We start from the raw sequence: 20,598 nt of genomic DNA on the forward strand, positions 1-20,598 counted from the left end.
CGTATGCGCGCCATTCTGAACGCGGCCACCCCTTCCGTCTCCGCCGAATCGAGAAAACACCTCGAGCACGAGATCGAGCACATCGCCCACGTCCTGCCCGGACAGGGCCCGATCGACACGTTCATCCACCACAACACGCTGCACGGCTTCCAGCACCTCCCTTTCGAGGAGGCCGTCCTTTCCGCGCGGCGCGTGCTCGGCGGGCGCGGGTATCTCTCGCTCGATGAATATCGACGGCTCTTCGTGATCGGCCGGATCACCGAGGAAGACCTCCTGCGCGCCCGTCGCGAGCGAAGAGGAGACGAGAGGGACGAGGTCCTCGCGCGGATCGGCGCGCGGGTGATCACCACGTGGGACATCGAGCGGATCGTCTTGCTCCACGACCTCGACCCGCGAGGGCCCCTCCCGACCGAGGAGCCCGTGGGCGACAGGCTCGAGGCGCTCTTCGAACGCGTCGAGCACCTGGAAGCCTCGGGCGGCCCTGCCCCTCCGCTCGACGCGCGGGAGCCTCGCCGGCAGATGATGCAGCACGCGGCGCGCAGGCTCTCCGAGCACCTCGGCGACCTCGGCCCCGAGACGTGCCACCGCGATGTCCTGCTCGCGCTCACGGGCGAGGACATCCACGAGAGGATCCACCCCCAGATCCTCCGCGTGACGATGGCCTTCCTCGACGAGGGCCTCGCGGCGTGGCACCTCGCCGGTCGCTCGCTCGGCTTTTACGACGCTTTCCGCGAGATGGCCGAGCACGACCGTTTCTTCGAGCTCGAGGGCCTCCCCGGCGCCCGCGACGCATTGCGGGCGCTGCCGCCGCTCGCCGTCGACGCGATCCTCCAGAGCCTCGGGCGCCTCGGCGTGCCGGAGGCGCACTGGGGGACGTACCTCCGGCGCATCTGCGTGGGTCTGCCCGGCCTCGCGGGTATGGTGCGCTGGCGCGAGACGCACCCCGAATACCCCGCGCAGAAGGCGCACCCGATCGACCTCCTCCAGTTCCTCGCGGTGCGTTTGTTCCACGAGGTGCTCTTCGTGCGGCGCGCCTCCCTCCGCGCCTTCGGGCACGACGGCGACATCGAGAGCCTCCGCCGTCATTTCAAGCATCACCTGCCGGAGCTGCTCGTCCGGCATGCGCTCTTCCGCGGCGAGCTGCCCGATTGCCTCGCCGAGCGCGCCCGCGCCTTGCTCGAGGCCCGCTCCCCGGGTGACGCCGCCGGCGACGACGGGGCCATGCTCCGCCTCGCCCACATGGTCTTCGAATGGAAGACCGAGGAGATCGTGAGCGGCGTACACGCCACGCGGAGGGACGCGATTCGGCTCGGCGCGCTCGCGCAGCACCTCGGCGTCTCGCCGGGCGAGCTCCACGCGGCCTCGACCGAGGACACCTCACGATTGCTTTCGGTGCTCGACGCTCTCACGCCCGACGCGCTCTCGCCGCTCTGGCAACGCGCCTACGAGATTCATTACCGCGACGCCGTCCTCCACGCGCTCGCCGAGAACGTCCGGGCGCGAGAGCCTTTTGCGGGCCGCCGCGACGCAGCGCTCGTCTTTTGCATGGACGACCGCGAGGAGGCCATCCGCCGGCACGTCGAGCAGCTCCGGCCCTCGTACGAGACCTTCGGCGCCGCGGGCTTCTTCGGCGTGGCGATCACCTACGAGGCGCTCGGCGCGCGGGAGCCCGTGCCGCTTTGCCCGATCGCCGCCACGCCCACCCACGAGCTCGCCGAGGTGCCGCGTGAAGCGGCCCGCGCTGCGTGGGCCTCGCGCTCCTCGCGCGCGCGCCCCCTCGTGGCCCTCCGCGACGCCGCCCGCGAGGCCACACGAAACCCCGTCTCGTCCTACTTCGCCATCGACCTCCTCGGTCTTTTCTCCCTCCTCCCCGTCGTGGGCAGGCTGCTTTTTCCGCGCGCCTACGAGCGCATGGCGCGCCACGCGAAACACGCCGTGCTGCCCGCCGTCGAGACGGAGGTGCCGCTCGATCACGAGCGCGAAACCAAAGGTCCTGGACGAAAGAGCCATTTCACCGTGACCGAGCGGGCGGACCGCGTGGCGGCTCTCCTCCGGAGTATCGGCCTCGTCCGCGATTTCGCGCCGCTCGTCGTGCTCATCGGCCACGGCTCCGAGAGCCGCAACAACCCCCACCTCTCCGCCTACGACTGCGGCGCCTGCGGGGGCAAACACGGCGGGCCAAACGCGCGTGTCTTCGCGCGTATGGCGAACGACCCCGACGTGCGCGCCCTCCTCGCCGAGCGGGGCTTCCCCATCCCAAACAATACGTGGTTCCTCGGCGCCGAGCATAACACCGCGACGGACGCCTTCACCTATTTCGACCTCGTCGACGTCCCCCGCGCATTCCGCCCCGCGCTCGACGAGCTCCGCGGCGTGCTCCAGCACGCGAGCGAGCGCTCCGCGCAAGAGCGATGCCGCAAGTTCGAATCGGCCCCGAAAAACCCCACGCCCGCGCGCGCGCTCCGGCACGTGGTCGGACGCGCCTCGGACCTCTCGCAGGCGCGGCCCGAGCTCGGCCACGCGACGAACGCGCTCGTCATCTTTGGCCCTCGCTCGATCTCGCAAGGCGTCTTCCTCGACCGACGAGCCCTTTTGGTCTCGTACGATCCTGGCATCGACCCCGACGGCACGATCCTCGAGGGCCTCTTGCTCGCCGCGGGCCCCGTCGCCGCCGGCATCAACCTCGAATACTACTTCTCCACCGTCGACAACCCGATTTACGGCTGCGGGACGAAGGTCCCCCACAACGTCGCGGGGCTCATCGGCGTGATGGAGGGCGCCTCGGGGGATCTGCGCACGGGTTTGCCGCGACAGATGATCGAGATCCACGAACCCATGCGCCTCTTGATGCTCGTCGCGGCGCGGACGCAGATCCTCACGAAGATTTACGAGCGGCAACCCCCCCTCCGCGAGCTCGTCGGCCATGCGTGGGTCCACCTCGTCGTGATGGATCCCGAGACGGGCGCGTGTTCCTCGTTCCAGCCCGACCGGGGCTTCGTCCCCTGGGAGCCGCGGGCCGCGACGCAAACGAGCAGGCAGGTATCGGCGGCCCATGCTTGATCGCCTCACCCTCCTCGTCCCGCTCCTCCCGCTCGTCGCCGCGCTCGTCATTGGCAGCTTTTCCCTGAGCGCGCGCCCGCTCGGGGAGCGCGCCACGAGCCGGCTCGCCCTCGGCGCGGCCCTGCTCTCCTCCCTCGGCGCCGCGGCCCTCCTCGGGCGGGCCCTCTTCGACGGCGCACCCAAAACTGTCTTCGTCGCGCCCTGGATCGAGAGCGGCGCTTATCGCGCTCCCCTCGAGCTCCTGCTCGATCCGCTCTCCGCGTCGCTCGCGCTCCTCGTCGCCGGCTTCGGCGCGCTCGTCCTGCGATTCTCGACGAATTACATGCACCGCGAGGCCGGCTTCGGCCGCTTCTTCCTGGTGATGTGTTTCTTCCTCGCCGCCATGCTCCTGCTCGTGCTCGGCGGCAACCTCGTGATGACCTTCGTGGGCTGGGAGGGCGCGGGGCTCGCGTCGTACCTGCTCATCGGATACCACCACGAGCGCAAGGCGCCCGCCCGCTCCGCGACCTATACATTCGTGACGAACCGTATCGGCGACGCGGCCTTCCTCGGCGCGATCTTCGTGGCCTGGCACGAGCTCGGCACGATCACGTACACGTCGCTCTTCCAGGCCGCGGAGACCGCGGATCGAGGAGCCCTGACCACCCTCGGCCTCTGCTTGCTCGTCGCGGCGGCCGCGAAATCGGCGCAGCTCCCATTCTCGCCCTGGATCTCCCGCGCCATGGAGGGCCCGACGCCTTCGAGCGCGCTCTTTTATGGCGCGGTCATGGTCACCGCCGGCCTCTTCCTCGTGCTGCGCGTCGGCCCCGTGCTCGACCACGCGCCCGACGTCTTGCACGTGATGGCGGCCATGGGCGCGGCGACGGCGCTTTATGGCGGGCTCGTGAGCCTCGTGCAGACGGACGCAAAGAGCGGGCTCATCTTCTCCACCGTCAGCCAGCTCGGCCTCATGTTCCTCGCGGTCGGGCTCGGGGCCCGCGGCATTGCGCTTTTTCACCTCTTCACGCACGCGCTCCTCCGCGGCGCGCAGTTCCTCACCGCGCCGAGCACCCTGCGGCTCGTCCCGCGCGACGAGCCCTCCCGTGACATGGAGCTCGTCGCGGGAAGGCTCGGACGTGGCCTCCACGCCGCGGCGCTCGCTCGATTCTGGCTCGAGCCCCTCTACGAAAAGTGCCTCGTCGCGCCCCTCCTGCGCCTCGGCCGCGCGCTCGACCACGTGGACACCTTCGACCGCGGCCGCGGCGTCCCGGGGCGCGCCGTTCAATACGCCGCCTCGCTCGCGCACCTCATCGAAACACACCTCGTCCGGCGCGCCATGGGCCGCGGGATCCCCGTCACGGGTGACCGGCTCGGGCGCACCCTCCACCACGTCGAGGCCGTCCTCGAGCGGCCCGTCGTCGTGGGCGCGCTCGTCCTCCTCTCCCTCTTCGTCGTCGTCCGCTGGGCGGTTTGACCATGCATGTATTCCCTCTCCTGAGCGCGCTCGTCGTCCTGCCCCTCCTCGCCGCGGCGTCCGTCCGTTCCCTGAAAAAACCACGCCACGTTTATTCGATCGGCCTCGGCTTCGCCGCGCTCGAGCTCCTCCTCTCCGCGCTCGTCGTCGCGCGCTTCGAGCGGCACACGCCCGCGCTCCAGCTCGTCGAGCGTATCCCCCTCTTCGGCGATCACGCCTATCACGTCGGCGTCGACGGCATCAGCGTCCTCTTTTTGCCCCTGACGGCGCTGCTCGCGCTCCTCGTCATCCTGCACGCCGAGCTCGCCGCGAAGCAGCGGCCGGGCCATTACCTCGCCGCCATCTTCAGCCTGCAGGCCTCCCTCATGGGCGCGTTCGTCGCGCTGGATCTCCTGCTCTTCTGGGCCTTCGCCGCGCTCGAGCTCGTCCCTGGCACCCTGCTCGTGCGGAGCTGGGGCACGGGGCCGGGGAGGCGCGCGGCGGCGCGGCGGTATGCGGCGCTCAACACCATGGGCGCCCTGCTCGTCCTCGCCGGCGCGATCGTCCTCGGCCGCGCCACGGGCGGCCAGTTCTCCCTCGAGGCGCTCACGAATACGCCCGCCCCCGCGCGCGCGCAGTTCCTCGCCTTCTGGCTCTTCGTCCTCGGCTTCGCCGTCCGCATTCCTCTCTTTCCTTTCCACGGCTGGTTGCCGCCCGTGATGGCCGAGGGCCCGGCCGTCGGCGTGAGCGTCTTCCTCGTCGGCGCCAAGCTCGGCGTGTATGGCCTCCTGCGCTTCGTGATCCCGCTCCTCCCGCTCGCCGCGCACCGATATGGCCCCCTCCTGGCCGCCCTCGGCGTCGTCGGCATGATCTACGGCGCGCTCCTCGCGCTCGTGCAGACCAACCTCCGGCGCCTCGTCGCGTTCGCCTGCCTCGCGCATACGGGCAGCGTGCTCGTCGGCATCTCGACGCTCAACGCGGAGGGGCTCTCGGGGGCGCTGCTCGTCACGCTCAACGTCGGCCTGAGCGCGGCCGGCCTCTATTTCGTCGCGGGCTTCTTGCACCGCCGCCTCGGCTCCACCGACGTCGCGCGTGGCGCGCGGCTCTCGCGACACGCGCCCCTGCTCTCGTTCACGTTCCTGCTCGTGGGCCTCTCGACGATCGGAATGCCGGGGACGAGCGGATTCGAGGCCGAGCACCTCGTCGTCGTGGGCGCGCTCGAGGCGCACCACGGCATCCTGGCCCTCGCGGTTGGCCTCGGCAGCTTGCTCGGCGCGGCTTATCTCCTCCGATATTTCCAGCGCGCATTCCTCGCCTCCGCCGCCGCGCCCGCCCCTCCCGCGACGGAGGCCCCCGCCTCGCGCAGGGCCGTCCATGACCTCGGCCCGCGCGAGCTCATCATTGCCGGCGCGACCGCTGCGATCATCGTGGGCCTCGGGCTCTTCTCCCACCCCTTGCTCGAGGTCGTGGACGGCTCGGTGCGCGCCATGTCCACGCGCCTCGACCACGCCAGACCCAAAACGCCCCTCGTGATGCACGGGGAGGGCGCGCCGTGATGCACATTCGAGAAATCCTCGCCGCAGATCAAGTCGGCTTCCCCGTCCTCTCGACGCTGATCTTCCTCCCGCTCGCCGGAGCGCTCCTGGTCCTCGCCATCGGCGACGACAGACGCGCCCGGCGGGCGGCCCTCGCCATTTCCCTGATCGAGCTCCTCCTCTCGCTCTTCGTGCTCGCGCGGTTCGTGACCGGCACGCCCGACGTGCAATTCGCCGAGAGGCGCCCGTGGATCCCCACGCTCGGCGCGAGTTATCACCTCGGGGTCGACGGCATGAGCGTGCTCTTTTTGCCCGTCGCGGCCTTGCTCTCCGTGCTCGTGCTCGTCGCCTCGTGGCGCGAGGTGAAGGCCCGCGCCCGCGGCCATAACGCGGCCCTGCTCGCGCTCTCCGCGATGGTCATGGGCATCTTCTCGTCCCTCGACCTCGTCCTCTTTTTCGTGTTCTGGGAGGCGTCGCTCATCCCCATGTATTTCCTGGTCAGCCTCTTCGGCGTGGGGCCCGAGCGCAGGTATGCGGCGATGAAATTCGTCCTGACCATGCTCACCGCCTCCGGGCCGCTCCTGCTCGGCATCGTGCTGCTCGCCGTCGCGGGCCGCGAGAGCCCGGCCGATCCGTACACCTTCGACTGGCTCGTCCTGCGCGAGCGGCCGGTCCCGCCGTCGATCGGGCCCGTCGTGTTCTTCACGATGCTGATCGGCTTCGCCGTCAAGGGCCCCTTCGTCCCCTTGCACACCTGGATGCCCACGATGTTACGCGAATGCCCCGTGGGCATCGGCGTCCTGCTCACGGGCCTCAAGCTCGGCTGTTATGGCGTGCTCCGCTTCCTCGTCCCGCTCCTGCCCGAGGCCACGGCGCGCCACGCGTGGCTGCTCGGCGCCCTGGGCGTCACCGCTATCGTCTACGGCGCGCTCGTCGCGCTCGTCCAGCCAAACCTCCGGCGTCTTCTCTCGTTCTCGTGCCTGAGCCACGTGGGCTTCGTGCTGCTCGGCATCTCGTCGGGCTCGACCGAGGGCCTCTCGGGCGCGGTGCTCGTGATGCTGAACCTGGGCTTGTCCGCGACGGGCCTCTTTTTCCTGACCGGTTTCCTGCAAAATCGCGTCGGCTCGTCGGAGGTCTCGGCGCTCGGCGGCGTCGCGCAGAAGGCGCCACGCGCGGCGGTGATGTTTTTGCTCCTCGGCCTCGCCGGCATTGGCCTGCCGGGCACGAGTGGCTTCCCCGGTGAGCACCTCGTCCTGCTCTCGGCCTACGAAACGAGCCTCCCGAGCCTCGTCCTCGCGCTTTTTGGCACGATCCTCGGCGCGGCCTACGTCCTGCGTGTCTTCGAGCGTGTCTTCCTCGGCCCCGTCACGCGCCCACGTGTCGCCGCGATGAAGGACCTCCGGCCCCTCGAGTGGGGCGTCGTCGGTTGCCTCGCCATTCTCGTGCTCGTGGTTGGCCTCCATCCGAGGCCCCTGCTCGAGATCGTCGGGCCGAGCGCCGAGGCCCTCGCGCGGCCGTCCGGGCCGGCCGTCGTCGCGCGCCCCTGATCCGGGAGGTGCCCTGGCGCCGCGGCGGCGCTAAAGTACACGTCGATCCCGCTCGACAGGTTCTCCATGGCGCCACCAGATTCCACGACCCTCCCGGGCGGCCGCGCGCAGTTCGAGGCGGCGGTCCGCCCCGTCTTGCCCCGCCTGTACCGCTTCTGTCTCGCGCTCACGGCCGACCACGACCGCGCCGACGACCTCCTCCAGAACACGCTCGTCAAGGCTTATGCCCACGCCGCCTCCTTCGAGGGTCGCAGCGACCTCGTCGTCTGGATCAGCGGCATCGCCCGGCACGAATACCTGGAGACGCGCCGCACCGAGGCGCGGCGGAGCGGGCTCTTCGACCGCTTCGCGGGTGGGGAGGCCTTCATGCTCCGGTCCCGCGCCGACGAGCGGAAGACGCCCGAGGCGCTCGTGAACCAGAAGGAGCATGCCTCCCTTCTGCTCGCGTGCCTGGAGACCCTGCCCGAGGCCCTGCGTGACGTGATCATGCTCTGCGACATCGAGGGCGTGGGGTACGAGCGGGCGGCGGCGGTGCTCGGCATCCCCAAGGGGACGGTGAAGAGCCGCCACGCCCGCGGCCGAGCGCGCCTGCGGCTGGCCTACGAGCGCCAGACCCCCCACAAGGCGCAACCCCACAGCCACCGGACGGCCTGATCCAGGTCGAGCCCCGACCCTGCCCGAGGTCCGCGCACCTCCCTCCACCCAGCCGCGAGACCCTCCGAGGGGGTGGCCGATCGAGGTGGAGGTGCGTCTCGATCCTCTCCCGAGGTCCTCGATCTCGGAGCAGGAGACCGCGCGAGCCTATCTGCGGGGCGTGGATTACAGATACCCGCTCGAATTTGCACCTGTCGCCAGGGTGTTCGGCCGAGGTGCAGGTCGCGAGGCGACCCTGCCGGAGGTTCGGAGGCCGAGGTGAAGGTCGCGAGGTGGCCCTGCTGAAAGCGCGGAGGCCTCGAATGCAGGTCGCGAGGCCACCCTCGGACGGGTATTTGGGCATTCCTGCGGGTCGCGAGGGCAACCTGTCCGGGGCATTTTGGGGTTTGCCGAGGTGCACGATCGAACCTGCCCCGGGCTCGAAGGGATGCTTGCAGGGAGCAGGAGGAGCCTGCGGAGGGGTCGGAGCGCGACGTCGACGTCGATTCCATATCGTCTGGTAGGATCGGGGCACGAGCTGTATGTCGTCGAGGGACCCTGCGGGGGGTCGATCCGCCCTCAACCCCGCGGCAAAAACACCTTCACCGTGGTGCCTTCGCCCTTCTTCGTATCGACGACGACCCGGCCGGCGTGCTGGTCGACGATTTTGCGCACAATGGCGAGGCCGAGCCCCGTCCCCGCGGCCTTCGTCGTGAAAAAGGGGTCGAAGATCTCGGCGAGGATATTCGGGTCCACGCCCGGCCCCGTGTCCCCGATCGACAGCCACGCCTCGCGCTCGTCCGCGCCCACCCGGGCCACGAGGACGCCGCCCTGGGGCATCACGTCGAGCGCATTGACCACGAGGTTCAAGACGACCTGCTTGAGCTTCTCCACGTCGCCGAGCGCCACGACACCCGCCGCCAGCTCCCGCACGAGCTCGAGCCCGTGCGCCGCGATGGCCTCGGCCTCGAGGTCGAGCACCTCGTCGACCACACGCCCGAGATCCAAGGGCTCGCGTTGCGGCGCACGCGGACGCGCGACCTCGAGGAACTCCGTGAGCAGCCGCTCGAGGCGCTTGATCTCGCTCTCCACGATGCGCACGCGCGCCCGCATCGGATCCCGCACGGCCGGCGCCTCGAGCCGCTCGATGCCGCGGCCGAGCAGGTGCAGCTCCAGCACGGCGGCGTTCAGCGGGTTCCGGATCTCGTGCGCGAGCCCGAGCGCGAGCGGCGCCATCGCGTTCAAGGCCTCGGCGTCGGCCGCGCGACGCTCGAGCGCGCGACGCTCGGTCACGTCGATGCCGATGCCATAAACGAGGTCGACCCGCTTGCCCGAGCCACGCACGGCGCTGAGGTGCCAGCGGACACGGCGGATCGCGCCCATCGCGTCCCGCACGCCGACCTCGACCTCGCTCGCCGAGCCGCCGCCGAGGACGGCGACGAACGCCTGGTAGAGCCGCTTTTTCCCGTCCTCGTCGAGGATGTTGTCGGGCAAGGGGCCGCCGACCGCGGCCTCGGTCGAGACGCCGGTCATGGCGGCGAGGCGCGGGTTCCAGAGGGTGACGTCGCCGGAGGCGTCGATGCCGACGATGAGGACGTCCGCGGCGTCGACGATGGCGCGGTAGCGGCGCTCGTACTCCTCCCGCTCGCGCTTCAAGGCGATCTTCTCGAGGGCCTGGGCGACGGTGGAGATGAGCTCGGCCGGGCGGAAGTTCTTGAGGATGAACGCGAAGGCGCCGGCGCGAAGGGCGGCGATGGCGGTGTTGACCGTGGCGTTGCCGGTGACGAGGACGATCTCGCCGTGCGGGCAGGCCTCGCGCAGGGGGCCGATGAGGTCGACGCCGCTGCCGTCGGGCAGCTTGACGTCGACGACGGCGACCTCGAACCCGTCCTTCTGCGCCCGGTCGAGCGCCTCGGCGCCGGTCTCGGCGAGGGCGACCTCCACGTCGAGGTCCCGATCACCGGAGAGGACATCCCGGAGGTTCTTCGCGAGGCTCTGGTTGTCGTCGACGATGAGGATACGTGCAGGCAATTTCGTCTCCATCGCTGCCCGTATCCCTATCATTGTGGTAGAAGCCGCGCCGCCATGCGGTTCGTCGACGAGTGTCGGGTCAAGGTGGTGGCAGGCAGCGGCGGCAACGGCGCCGTGGCCTTCCGCCGGGAAAAATACGTGCCCTTCGGAGGCCCCTCGGGGGGCGACGGAGGTCGCGGCGGGGACGTCGTGCTCGTCGGAGACGAGGGGATGAGCACGCTGCTCGACTTCGTCTACTCGCGGACGATCGAGGCGGAGCGGGGCGAACACGGTCAAGGTTCGGACTGCCATGGGCGTGGGGGCGAAGATCGGGTCGAGAAGGTGCCGCTGGGCACGCAGATCCACGACGCCGAGACAGGCGAGCTCATCGCGGACGTGACCGAGCATCAGCAGCGTGTGGTCGTGGCGCGCGGGGGCAAGGGGGGTCGAGGCAACATCCACTTCAAGAGCGCAGAGGAGCGAGCGCCGCGGCGGGCGGAGAAGGGGGAGCCGGGCGAGGAGCGCGAGTTACGCCTGGAGCTCAAGGTGCTCGCGGACGTGGGGCTCGTGGGCTTCCCGAACGCGGGCAAGAGCACGTTCGTCGCGTCGGTGTCGAAGGCGCGGCCGAAGATCGCCGACTACCCGTTCACGACGCTCACGCCGTCGCTCGGGGTCGTGGAGATCGGCGGCGGGAGGCGAGCAGGCGGCACGCATTTCGTGATCGCGGACATCCCGGGCCTCGTGCCGGGGGCGAGCGAAGGCGTGGGCCTCGGGACGCGGTTCTTGCGGCACCTCGAGCGCACGGGCGCGCTCCTGCACCTCGTGACGATCGATCCGGGCGAGGGGCGAGATCCGTTGAAGGATTACCGGGCCATCCGGAAGGAGATCACGAAGTACAGCGAGGCGCTCGCGGCGCGCCCGGAGATCGTGGCGCTGTCGAAGGCGGACCTGCCCGAGGTGAAGGAGGCGTACCCGGCGCTCCGGAAGCGCTTCAAGCGGGCGAAGATCGAGCTGCACCTGGTGAGCGCCGCGACGGGGGAGGGCATGCCGGAGCTCATCGCCGCATTGTGGAAGATGGTGAGCGAGGGTCGTCGAACGTGACGTTCGTGTGACATCCATCGGAAATACGAGTGACCCTTGCTCGAGCGGGGTCCCTTGACGATCCTGCCCTCGCCCGTCTCGATCGGGCAGAAAGAGGGCTTTCCATGGATGTCTTTCGATTCTCGGCGAGCGCTTTCGCGGCGCTGCTGATCGCGGCGTGCGGGGGCGGCGGATCGTCGAATGCCGGCGGCGCGGGGGGCGCGGGGGCCTCCGGCGGTCATGGCGGGGCGGGCGCCGGGCCGATCACGCCGCCCGCGGGCGACCGCAACGTGGTGACGTACGCGGGCCATACGAAGGCGGAGGTGTTCTCCGCGGTGATCGCGCTGTCGGACGGGTCGATCCTGGTCGGCGGCAGCGCCGAGGACCTCGCCTGGGTGCCCGAGGGGGTGCCGCGGGAGGAGCTCTCGGCGGGCAACATCCACTCGAGCGCGACGGGCAAGATCGCATTCTTGATGCAGATCGGGAAGGATCTGACGACGATCCAGCGGGTCGCCCATTTCCCCGCGGGGACGGTGCGGGACGTGCGGAGGATCCGGACGACGAATCTGCCCGGACAACCGACGGGGAGCATTTACATCTCGGGGAGCCGCGACGTCTCGGACCCGATGCAGGACGGGTATTACCTGGCGAAGCTCGACGGGAATTTCGTGGACGGCGAGGCGATCTCGGTCGCGTGGACGTACGACGTGGAGGCCCGCCCGCGCAAGGCCGCGGGGTACGCGGGGGAGTCGGCGTACGAGACGATCCAGCCCTGGGACGTGGGCAGCGACGGGTCGGTGGTGTACGGGAGAGGCTCGGAGTACGATTTCGACTGGGCGGCGATCGAGAAGCTCGGGCCCGACGGCAAACCCACGACGGTGGAGGCGTGGCCTGCCCACTGGGGCGCGTCGGGCGAGTTCCGCGGGCTCGCCTCGCAATACCCGGGCGGCGCGGCCGAGCACAGCGCGATCGTGATGAAGGCGGGCCGCGCCGGGAGCCTGCGGTCGACGAGCGCCGAGGACTACACGCTCGTGCACGACGACGGCAATGGAAACACGAAGCAGGGCAAGTGGCCCGACGATTATTATTTCTCGGGGCCGTGCCTGCCGTCGCCGGGCGAATGCGCGGGCGGGCCCGGGTACACGGGCTACCGGACGAGCGACAAGCCGACGCAGCGGGTGGGCGGGATCGTGATCGATCGGAAGACGGGGGACCTGTACTTCGGTTACAGCACGCAATCGGTGCTGCCCGGCGGGAACCCGGACTTCGAGCCCGCCGTGGTGGCGATGGCCAAGGACGGGAAGCTGAAATGGTGGAGCCGGCTCTACCAGGAGACGGACCAGAACTCGACGCCGGACCAGTACGTCGACCACGTGGCCATCGATGACAAGACGGGCGCGCTCGTGGTCGTCGGTCGGTCGCACGGGAACAACGTGATCAACCTGTGGAGCGGGGACGAGGTGGCCGCGAACCCGGGGGCGACGTCGTTCCACAATGGTTTCACGGGGACGAACGGGAACATCCACATCTCGTGGCTCGGCAAGCTCGGGCTCGACGACGGGAAACTCGCGGCGGCGTCGTGGGTGGCCGAATACGCGGACGGGATGAAGGGGACGGGCGAGCCTTATGCAGACCCGAACCTGGACGGCTGGCCGAGCCACAACGCAGCGTGGCCGGACCTGAACACGACGCGGGTCTCGAGCCTGGAGGTGGACGCGGAGGGTCGGGTGTACCTGACGGCCAGCGGGCGGCGGACGATCACGACGAGATCGGCCTACCAGAAGATGCTCAAGAAGGACGAGGGGAGCTCGACGTGGAACTCGTTCGTCCGGGTCTTCTCGCCGTCGCTCGATACGCTGGTGTATTCGTCGCTGATCGTGGGGACGTGGGATCCAGCGACGGGCGCAGGCGGGGACAACACGTCCTTGCTGGGCGTCTTGCCGCTCGACAAGGGCGTGATCGCCGTGGGCAAACACGAGGCGGACGAGATGACGGGTATGGCGAAGGGGAACCCGATCCCGACGGAGAACGTGCCCGCGTGGGGGACGAAGACGCCGGAAGGAGAGAGCGCGATCTTCGCGCACCTGCTCTTCGAATCGCCCTGATCAGCCGCCTTCGACCCGCTTGCCCCGCACGTACGTCTCCCGCACCGGGGTGGTGTCGCTGCTGAACACGATCCGCGAGAGCACGTCGCTCCGCCCCTCGACGTAGTCCGGGAGCTCGATCACGCAGAAATCCGCGTCCTTGCCCGGCTCGAGGCTGCCCGTCTCGCGCGCGATCCCGAGCGCCTCCGCGCCGCCGAGCGTGCCGAGGCGGAAGAGCGCCTCGGGGGTGATCGGATCCCCGAGGCACGTGGCATTGTCGTAGGCGGACGACATGATGCGCCGCACGTCGAAGGTGCGGCCCGCCGCGACGTCCGTGCCGAGCGCGACGGGGATGCCACGCGCCCGCGCCTCGGCGAGGCGCATGCGGCCGCTGCCGAGGAAGAAGTTCGAGTCAGGGCAATGCGCGATACGCGCCCCGCGCGCCCGGACCCGATCCCACTCGCCCGGCGAGAGGTGAATGGCGTGCGCGAGGAGCGTGCGCTCGCCGAGCAGGCCCGTACGATCATAGATGTCGAGATAATCCGAGGCGAAGGGGTGGAGGGCGAGCGCGGCGCGGCACTCGTCGGCGTTCTCGGAGATGTGCGTCTGGACGAAGAGGCCACGCTCCTCGGCGAGCCTGCCCGCGCCCTCGAGCAAGGCGCGCGAGCAGGTGGGCGCGAAGCGCGGGGTGATCACGAAGGCGAGGCGGCCCCGATCGTGGCCATGATAAGCAGAGGCGAGCTCGGCACAGGCGGCGAGCGCGTGATCCGCGTCGACCCGGAGAGGCTCGGGGCAATGCTGATCCATGAGGGTCAGGCCCACGAAGCCGCGGTGGCCGCTCCGCGCGAGGGCCTCGAAGAGCACACGCGTCGCCCGGGGGTCCGAGCTCGAATAAAGGACGGCGGTGGTGGTGCCGGCGAGCGCGAGGCGGCGTGTGAGCTCGGCCGCGACGGCCGTGGCGTGGCGCTCGTCGAGGAAGCGGGCCTCTTCGGGGAAGACGGTGCGCTCGAGCCAGGGCAAGAGGGGGCCGGTGGCGCTGCCGATGACGCGCGTCTGCGGATAATGCAGGTGCGCGTCGACGAACCCGGCGGCGAGGAGGAAAGGACGCACGTCCCGCACGAGGACGCCGTCCGGAGGGCCACCAAAGGGCTCGACGGACGTGATGCGGCCGTCGTCGCCGAACACGAGCAAGCCGTCCTCGAGGTAGCGGAGGTCCTCACCACCCGAGGACGCGGTCATCACCTTGCCGCGAAATCCACGCTTCATGCTCGCCCCCATCGTGCCACGCCGCGCAGCCAGGAGAGCAGACGATCCTCAACGAATCGCAAGCTGACTCTTCTGCGTCCAGCCCATGAGCACCCCCTCGGCGCCCGTTTGCATGACGAGCGCCCACTCCCCCGACTCGCGGACGACGAAGAGCGAGTCCCCGGGCTTCAGCTCGCCGATGGGATCGGCGTCCTCGGACGCCGAGAGGCGCAAGGTGGCCTTGCGGCGCACGACGGCGGGGCGCATGCGCGCCCGAGGCGCGTCGTCGCCGGGCTCCGCGGTGTTCACGCCGCCACGCGCCGCGCCACGAGGTCGGTCCTCGAACACATCGAAGCGCGGGGTGAGGAGCGGGTCGTTGCCGCGATCGTCCTCTTCCTCGTCGCCCTCGGCGGGGTGGCCGCCGAGCGAGTGTGGTTCGGTGAGGTCACGCAGCGGCGAGCGGAAGCCGTCCGAGGGCCCGAAGGGCGCGACCCCCGCGGCGCGGAGGAGCGCCGGCGTGGCGCTGAGGGCGACGAGGCAAGCGGTCGCGACGAGCAGGAGCGTGGTGAGCGTGTCGGTCCAGCGCCCCGGGCGCGGCGAAGGACCATGCCGCTCGGGGGCGGGGGCTTCGGGCGGAGGGGGCACGGAGGAGATCGTCACGAGGTCGAGGATACGGCAGGACGCGCGGCGCCGCAGGCCCCGCGGCTCATTTGAGCTCCCGCGGGAGGGGCGCGACGGCGGGATCGGCATTGAAGCTCTTGGCCTCGAGGGTGGTGCCGACCGCGGCGCAGCAGCGGAAGCCCTGCTGGTAGAACGTGTGGTTCTCGTCGTGCGAGCGCGTGGAGGGCCGGCAGCGCGTGCGCACGGGGCCCCAGTAGCCGCCCTTGAGGATCGAGGCGTGGGGCTCCCAGCTCCGGACGTTCCGGGTCCACTCGTCGACGTTGCCGGTCATGTCGTAGACGCCAAACGGGCTCCTGCACCGCGGCCGCGAGCCCGAAGGCACGCCCTGCCAGAGGCGGTCGAGCTCGGCCATGGCCGCGAGGCCGTCCCGAGGCTGCATCGCGCGCTCGTTGTAGGGGCGCCACTTGTTGTCGATGACGCACGCCTCGGTGTCGCGCACGTAGCCGTACGGATACGGCTGCGCCTCCTCGCCCTCGCAGGCGAACGTCCACTCGAGCTCGTCGCAGAGGCGCTTGCCCTGCTCGGCGCACATCTCGCTCGCCTCGTGGAAGTTCACCATGATGACCGGATAGTCACCCTTGCGGTTCGGGTACTCGAAGCGATCCATGCAGTAGTGCATGGGCTTCGTGGGCAGCTCCTTCGAGAGGGCGAGCCACTGGTCGCGATCGAACTCGGCGCAACGCTCGGGGTAGTCGCGGTTGATCCACTTCGTGCAGGTCTTCTTCTGCATCTCCTCGACCGACTTGCCGTCGTACGCGGCCGTCGCCGACGGGTCGACCTTCATCGTGCCCTTGATCTCGATCATGCCGGTCGGGCAGGCCCCGCGGTTGCCCTCGAGCATCTCGATCGTCTCGGTCGGCTCGACGGCGGAGGCGACGATCTGCCAGTGCTTGCCGCCGACGAGGCGCCACTCGTGCGTGGGCTTGCGCGGGACGATGCCGCGGATCGCGCCGAGCGCGAGCGAGAGCGGCAGCTCCTGCTTGCTCGCGAAGTTCACGACGCCCACGGCGGAAGCCGCGACGCAAGCGAACACGGTCGTGCCCACGAGCGCGTGGACCGTGCGCGTGCCTTTCGACGCCTGGGGCTCCGGAGCGGGGGCAGGTGGCGGAGAGGAGGGTTCTGCGGGCATGACGTCTCGACGCGCCTCGCTAGGGTGGTGTGATCTCGGAGGCGAGCTTCAGGAGGCGGGCCACGTCGTCCGGACGGTCGGCCGAGAGGTCTTTCGTCTCGCGCGGGTCGGCCCCGAGATCGAAGAGGAAGTTGCGGTTCTGCTTCTTGCGCTCGATCACCATGAGCTTGAGCGGCCAATCGATCAAGGCGAGCCGCTTCGAGGCATACGCGAGCACGGGCGGACGGCGCGGCGCGTCGGGTTCGAGGCGCGCATGCGGCAGGAGCGAGACGCCCGAGACGCCCTCCCGAGGGGCGTCGCCCAGGGCGAGGACCGTGGGAGCGACGTCGAGCGTGCTGACCGCACGTTCGCCATATCGACCGGGGCGTCCCCCGGGCAGGACGACGACGAAGGGCACGCGGATCATCTCGTCGTAGAGCTCCGCGCCGTGGCCCTTCTCCCCGTGCTCGTCGAAGGCCTCGCCGTGGGATCCGTGGACGACCCAGGCGACACGCGAGGCGCGGCTCCACTTCGAGACGAAGGCCGCGATCTGCCCGATCTGCTTGTCGACGAAGGCGATCTCGCCGTCGTAGAGCCCCTCCTGGCCGCGGCCGAAGCGCAGGCCCTCGTGCTGGAGGTATCGCTCGTGGGCGTCGAAGAGGTGGATCCAGAGGAAGATCGGCGCGTCCTTCTTGCCGAGGTCCTCGAGGACGGAGAGGGCCGCGCGCGTGGCGAGCGCGCCGGTGACGCTGCGCTCGGGGTGCTCGTCGCGATGGACGGGCTCGAACCGATCGAAGCCCTGCGAGAAGCCTCGATCCTCGCTGAGCCACGTGAACGAGGCGACCGCGGCCGTCGTGTATCCGGCCCGCTTCATGCGCTCGGCGATGGAGTCGATCTCGTCCGAGAGGGTGGGCCACTCGCGGCGATTGTGCGGGGTCTGCGAGAGAGGTTTGCCCGAGACGAGCGGCACGAGCGCGCGCTGGGTGTCGCTGCCCGTGGCGTACGCGTGCTCGAAGACGACGCCCCGCGCGGCGAGCGCCTCGAGGTGCGGCGTGGTCTTCTGGTCGTAGCCGTACACGCTCGTGTGATCGGCGCGCACGGTGTCGAGCGTGATGAGCAGGATGTCCGGGCGCGAAGGATCGAGCGTCTTTCCCGCAGACGCGGTCGACGCAGGCACGGCCGAGGCCGAGGCCGGAGGCTGCGCCGATCCGGGCGCGGCGGCAGCCTTGGGAGGCGCCTCGGCGCGTGGCGTGTCGGCGCCGCTGCAGTCCTGATCGATGCCGTCGCCGGGCACGTCCTCGGCGCCGGGGTGACGCCGCGGATCCCCTTCGTCGCAGTCACCGCCGCCGAAATGCGCGCCCATGCCGTCGCCGTCCCGATCGGTCCAGCGCTCGAGGGCCGAGAGCAAGCTCGCCGCGAGCCCGCCGCCCGCCTGCACCGCGCGCCCGAGCGCCGGGGACGATTCGAGGCGCGCAGAGGCCGCGATCATGAGCACGGCCGCGAAGGGCACGCCGAACGCGGAGGAGAGCTTGCGCAGCTTGTCGCCGAGCTCAATCGAGGCGACGAGCGCGGTCGCGAGGACGGCGATCGCGAGGTCGACGAGCGCCGCGCTCACGGACGACGCGCCCGCGCCGCCCGAGGCGCGGTAGAGCCACGCAGCCACGACGAGGAGCGGCACGACCGAGACGACGGCGCCACCCGCCGCGACGTAGACCGGGCGAACACCACGCGCGACGAGCGCCTGGCCCGCCTCGACCATGCGACGCGCGACGAGGGCGCAGGCCACGACGACAAACGCGCCGAGCACGCCGAAGGTCGCGCCGCCGAGGCCACGATGGTGCGTCAGGGCCTTGAGCAGCCCCGCGAGGACCGCGAGCGCCGGGAGCGCGAGGCCGATCCAGAGCGCGATCCCGAGCGCCGCCGTGGGGCCCGCGCCCGCGCCGATCACGCCCCGGAGCCCGCGCCCCGCGGCGCGCAGGAGCACGATGGAGAGCGTGACGAGGGGCAGGAGCGCCGCCGTGCCCACGAGCAAGCCGTCGAGCAACGAGCCACCCGCGCCGCTCGTCCGGAGCGCGGTGGGCACGGCCGAGAACGCCGCGACCGCGAGCGCGAGCACGCACGCCTCCCCGAGGCGCATCGTCCAGCCGGTCTTCGTCATGCGAGGCGGAGGTGGGTGCGGGAGAGGCCCATGACGCCGAGGGCGTAGCACCAGGGCACAACGCCGAAAAGCCGAAACCGGCGCGGCACGTCCGGGCCGCTCAGGGCCCCGCGGGACAGGAAAGACCACACACGGCGGCGACTTGGCCGACGCAGTTCGCGTCCCAGGTGTCGCAGCAGCAGTACGGGTCGTTCGCGCAGATCGCCCGGATGCACTGGATCTCGAGCGCGCTCTCGGGGCAGCTCGCCGGGCTCAGGGCATCACCGGGCTGGCAGATGCCGTGGTTGCAGCCGGCGTTCTTGCAGCAGGCGCCGGCCCTGCAGATGCCCGCGCAGCACTCCGAGGGCTTCGAGCACGCGCTGCCTTCTTGTTTGCACTGCCCGCACTTGTTGTCGATGCACGCGCCGCTGCAGCAGGTGAAGCCCTCGTAGCAGTCGGCGCCGTCGTTCGCGCACTGGCAGGTGCCGTTGCAGTGCAGCGTGCAGCACTCGTCGTCGACGTTGCAGTTCGTGCCGTTCTCGGCGCAGGCCTCGGGCGCCGCGCAGAGGCCGAGGTCGGGCCTGCAGAAGAGGTCGCCGCAGCAGTCGTCGCTCGTCGGGTTGCAGGGCGAGCCGACCGAGAGGCAGCCGGCGGCGCCGCAGATGCCGAGGCCCTCGTCGCAGCCGGCGTTCGTGTCGCAGCAATCCCCGTCCGCGAGGCAGGGCTCGTCGTTTTGCCTGCACGACGGGGTGCACTTGCCCTCGGTGCAAACGCCCGTGCAACAGTCGTCGTCGTTCGTGCAGATGGCGCCGTCGAGCAAGCAGGTGTCCTCGCCGCACACGCCCGTCTCCAGGCACACGTCGGTGCAGCACTCGCCGTCGTCGACGCACGGCTCTCCGGCCACGAGGCACGGCGTACCGCCGCAGGTCGGGGGATCACCTTCACACTTGCCGGTGCAGCAGTCGACGTCGCCCGCGCAAGGGGCGCCGGTCGTCACGCAGCAGCTCTGCCGGCTGCAGACGGCGCCGCCGCCCGAGAAGCCGCAGCACTGCTCGTTCGTCGTGCAGCTCTCCCGCGGTACACGGCAAATCGGGGGGAGATCGAGGCAACGGCGCGCGGCCTTGCAGTCCTCGAGGCAACCGGAGGAGAGGCGCTCGAGGAAGCTCGCCTTGCCCTCCTCGGTCGCCACCGCGAGCTGCGAGCTCACGTGGCCGTGGCACTTGGCGAAGCCCGCGTCGCCGTAACAACGCTCGAGCAGATCGCAGATGGCATCGGGCGCGGCCGCGTATCCGTCGAGGTCGAGGACGCCGAGGCAGCTCGCCGCGCCGAACGAGACGAGCGCCGCGAGGAGCGCGCCGAGCACGCGGCGCGGCCCGCTCGGGATCGAAGGAGAAGGTTCGCGGCGCGGCGCTCCGGCATGCACGATCGAGTCACCCCTGAGGTTTGTCGGCGAAGCACGCGTCGATCGAAACCTTGCAGTTCTGCTCCAGGCAAGCGTGGCAGGTGTCCGCAGGATCGGTCGTGAGCAGCTCGAGGTTCTGACAGAACCCGGTGCAGTCGTCGGTGCACACGGAGCACGCGCACTCCCGCACGTCGAGGAGCAGCGACCGGCCGAACGCGCACTCGTACGTCATGTCGGGCGCCTCGGTGGCGAGCTCGAAGCACGTACGGCACGTCTGGCACGTGTTCGTATCCGAGCACTTCAGCACGGCGTTGTCCCACGGACAGCACTCGCAGCCGGGCTGCTCGCCCTCGCAGCCGGGGATCGCGGCGTAACACGCGGCCGCGTGCTCACAGAGCGTGCCGCACTGCTCCGCCTCGAACCTGGCGAGCCACACCGCGCGCTCCGCCTCCGACGCAGCCGAGATCCGCGCATGCGCTCGAGCCGCACACTGCTCGACCTTCTCGAAGCCGGGGCACGCGCAGAGCGAGGCGGCGGCGTCCTGATAACCCTCGAGATCGAGCACGGTCGCGCAGCCGCAGGCGAGGCCAAGCACGACGAGCATCGAGCGGATCCTCGCGCCGAGGGGTCTGGGGCGCAGCTCG

At 70.5% G+C, this 20,598-nt stretch carries 14 protein-coding genes; 7 read left to right on the plus strand and 7 right to left on the minus strand.

What is annotated here, in order from left to right:
• Positions 1 to 3 precede the first annotated feature (3 nt).
• From GF068_RS08775 to GF068_RS08795, 5 genes are all read left to right on the plus strand, one after another.
• A complete protein-coding gene (locus GF068_RS08775) occupies positions 4 to 3,060 on the plus strand; it encodes a DUF2309 domain-containing protein (protein ID WP_153818855.1) in 3,057 nt (1,018 codons plus the stop codon).
• Positions 3,053 to 4,513, plus strand: coding sequence for an NADH-quinone oxidoreductase subunit 5 family protein (locus GF068_RS08780; RefSeq protein ID WP_153818856.1), 1,461 nt, complete (start codon positions 3,053 to 3,055; stop codon positions 4,511 to 4,513). Before GF068_RS08775 ends, GF068_RS08780 begins: the two co-directional genes overlap by 8 nt.
• A 2-nt stretch (positions 4,514 to 4,515) precedes the next feature.
• On the plus strand, positions 4,516 to 6,048 hold the full coding sequence (locus GF068_RS08785) for a complex I subunit 4 family protein (protein ID WP_153818857.1): 1,533 nt from the start codon (positions 4,516 to 4,518) through the stop codon (positions 6,046 to 6,048).
• Positions 6,048 to 7,574, plus strand: coding sequence for a complex I subunit 4 family protein (locus tag GF068_RS08790; RefSeq protein WP_153818858.1), 1,527 nt, complete (start codon positions 6,048 to 6,050; stop codon positions 7,572 to 7,574). Before GF068_RS08785 ends, GF068_RS08790 begins: the two co-directional genes overlap by 1 nt.
• Positions 7,575 to 7,640: 66 nt before the next feature.
• Entirely contained in the window at positions 7,641 to 8,228 is a 588-nt protein-coding gene (locus GF068_RS08795; RefSeq protein ID WP_153818859.1) for an RNA polymerase sigma factor, read from the plus strand.
• A gap of 558 nt (positions 8,229 to 8,786) precedes the next feature.
• Here GF068_RS08795 and GF068_RS08800 read toward each other — a convergent pair.
• A complete protein-coding gene (locus tag GF068_RS08800) occupies positions 8,787 to 10,250 on the minus strand; it encodes a hybrid sensor histidine kinase/response regulator (RefSeq protein ID WP_240806744.1) in 1,464 nt (487 codons plus the stop codon).
• Positions 10,251 to 10,292: 42 nt separating this feature from the next.
• Between GF068_RS08800 and obgE the strand changes: the two genes are divergently transcribed.
• Complete coding sequence (gene obgE / locus GF068_RS08805) at positions 10,293 to 11,318, plus strand: GTPase ObgE (protein ID WP_153818860.1); 1,026 nt, start codon at positions 10,293 to 10,295, stop codon at positions 11,316 to 11,318.
• A 104-nt stretch (positions 11,319 to 11,422) separates the two neighbouring features.
• Positions 11,423 to 13,402, plus strand: a complete 1,980-nt coding sequence (locus GF068_RS08810) for a hypothetical protein (RefSeq protein ID WP_153818861.1) — start codon at positions 11,423 to 11,425, stop codon at positions 13,400 to 13,402.
• Here GF068_RS08810 and GF068_RS08815 read toward each other — a convergent pair whose 3' ends face one another.
• From GF068_RS08815 to GF068_RS08840, 6 genes are all read right to left on the minus strand, one after another.
• Positions 13,403 to 14,647: a guanine deaminase gene (locus tag GF068_RS08815; protein ID WP_240806745.1), complete on the minus strand. Its 1,245-nt coding sequence runs from the start codon at positions 14,645 to 14,647 to the stop codon at positions 13,403 to 13,405.
• A 48-nt stretch (positions 14,648 to 14,695) separates the two neighbouring features.
• Positions 14,696 to 15,286, minus strand: coding sequence for a hypothetical protein (locus tag GF068_RS08820; RefSeq protein WP_153818863.1), 591 nt, complete (start codon positions 15,284 to 15,286; stop codon positions 14,696 to 14,698).
• A gap of 46 nt (positions 15,287 to 15,332) precedes the next feature.
• A complete protein-coding gene (locus GF068_RS08825; RefSeq protein ID WP_153818864.1) occupies positions 15,333 to 16,436 on the minus strand; it encodes an SUMF1/EgtB/PvdO family nonheme iron enzyme in 1,104 nt (367 codons plus the stop codon).
• Positions 16,437 to 16,455: 19 nt separating this feature from the next.
• A complete protein-coding gene (locus GF068_RS08830; protein WP_153818865.1) occupies positions 16,456 to 18,573 on the minus strand; it encodes a sulfatase-like hydrolase/transferase in 2,118 nt (705 codons plus the stop codon).
• Positions 18,574 to 18,673: 100 nt separating this feature from the next.
• Positions 18,674 to 19,975: a hypothetical protein gene (locus GF068_RS08835; RefSeq protein WP_153818866.1), complete on the minus strand. Its 1,302-nt coding sequence runs from the start codon at positions 19,973 to 19,975 to the stop codon at positions 18,674 to 18,676.
• Positions 19,976 to 19,982: 7 nt separating this feature from the next.
• Positions 19,983 to 20,558 carry a hypothetical protein gene (locus GF068_RS08840; RefSeq protein WP_153818867.1) on the minus strand — a complete coding sequence of 192 codons (576 nt, stop codon included), beginning with the start codon at positions 20,556 to 20,558 and terminating at the stop codon, positions 19,983 to 19,985.
• Between the last annotated feature and the right edge of the window lie 40 nt (positions 20,559 to 20,598).

The sequence above is a fragment of the Polyangium spumosum genome, from assembly GCF_009649845.1.
In the GTDB taxonomy this organism is placed as follows: Bacteria; Myxococcota_A; Polyangia; order Polyangiales; family Polyangiaceae; genus Polyangium; species Polyangium spumosum.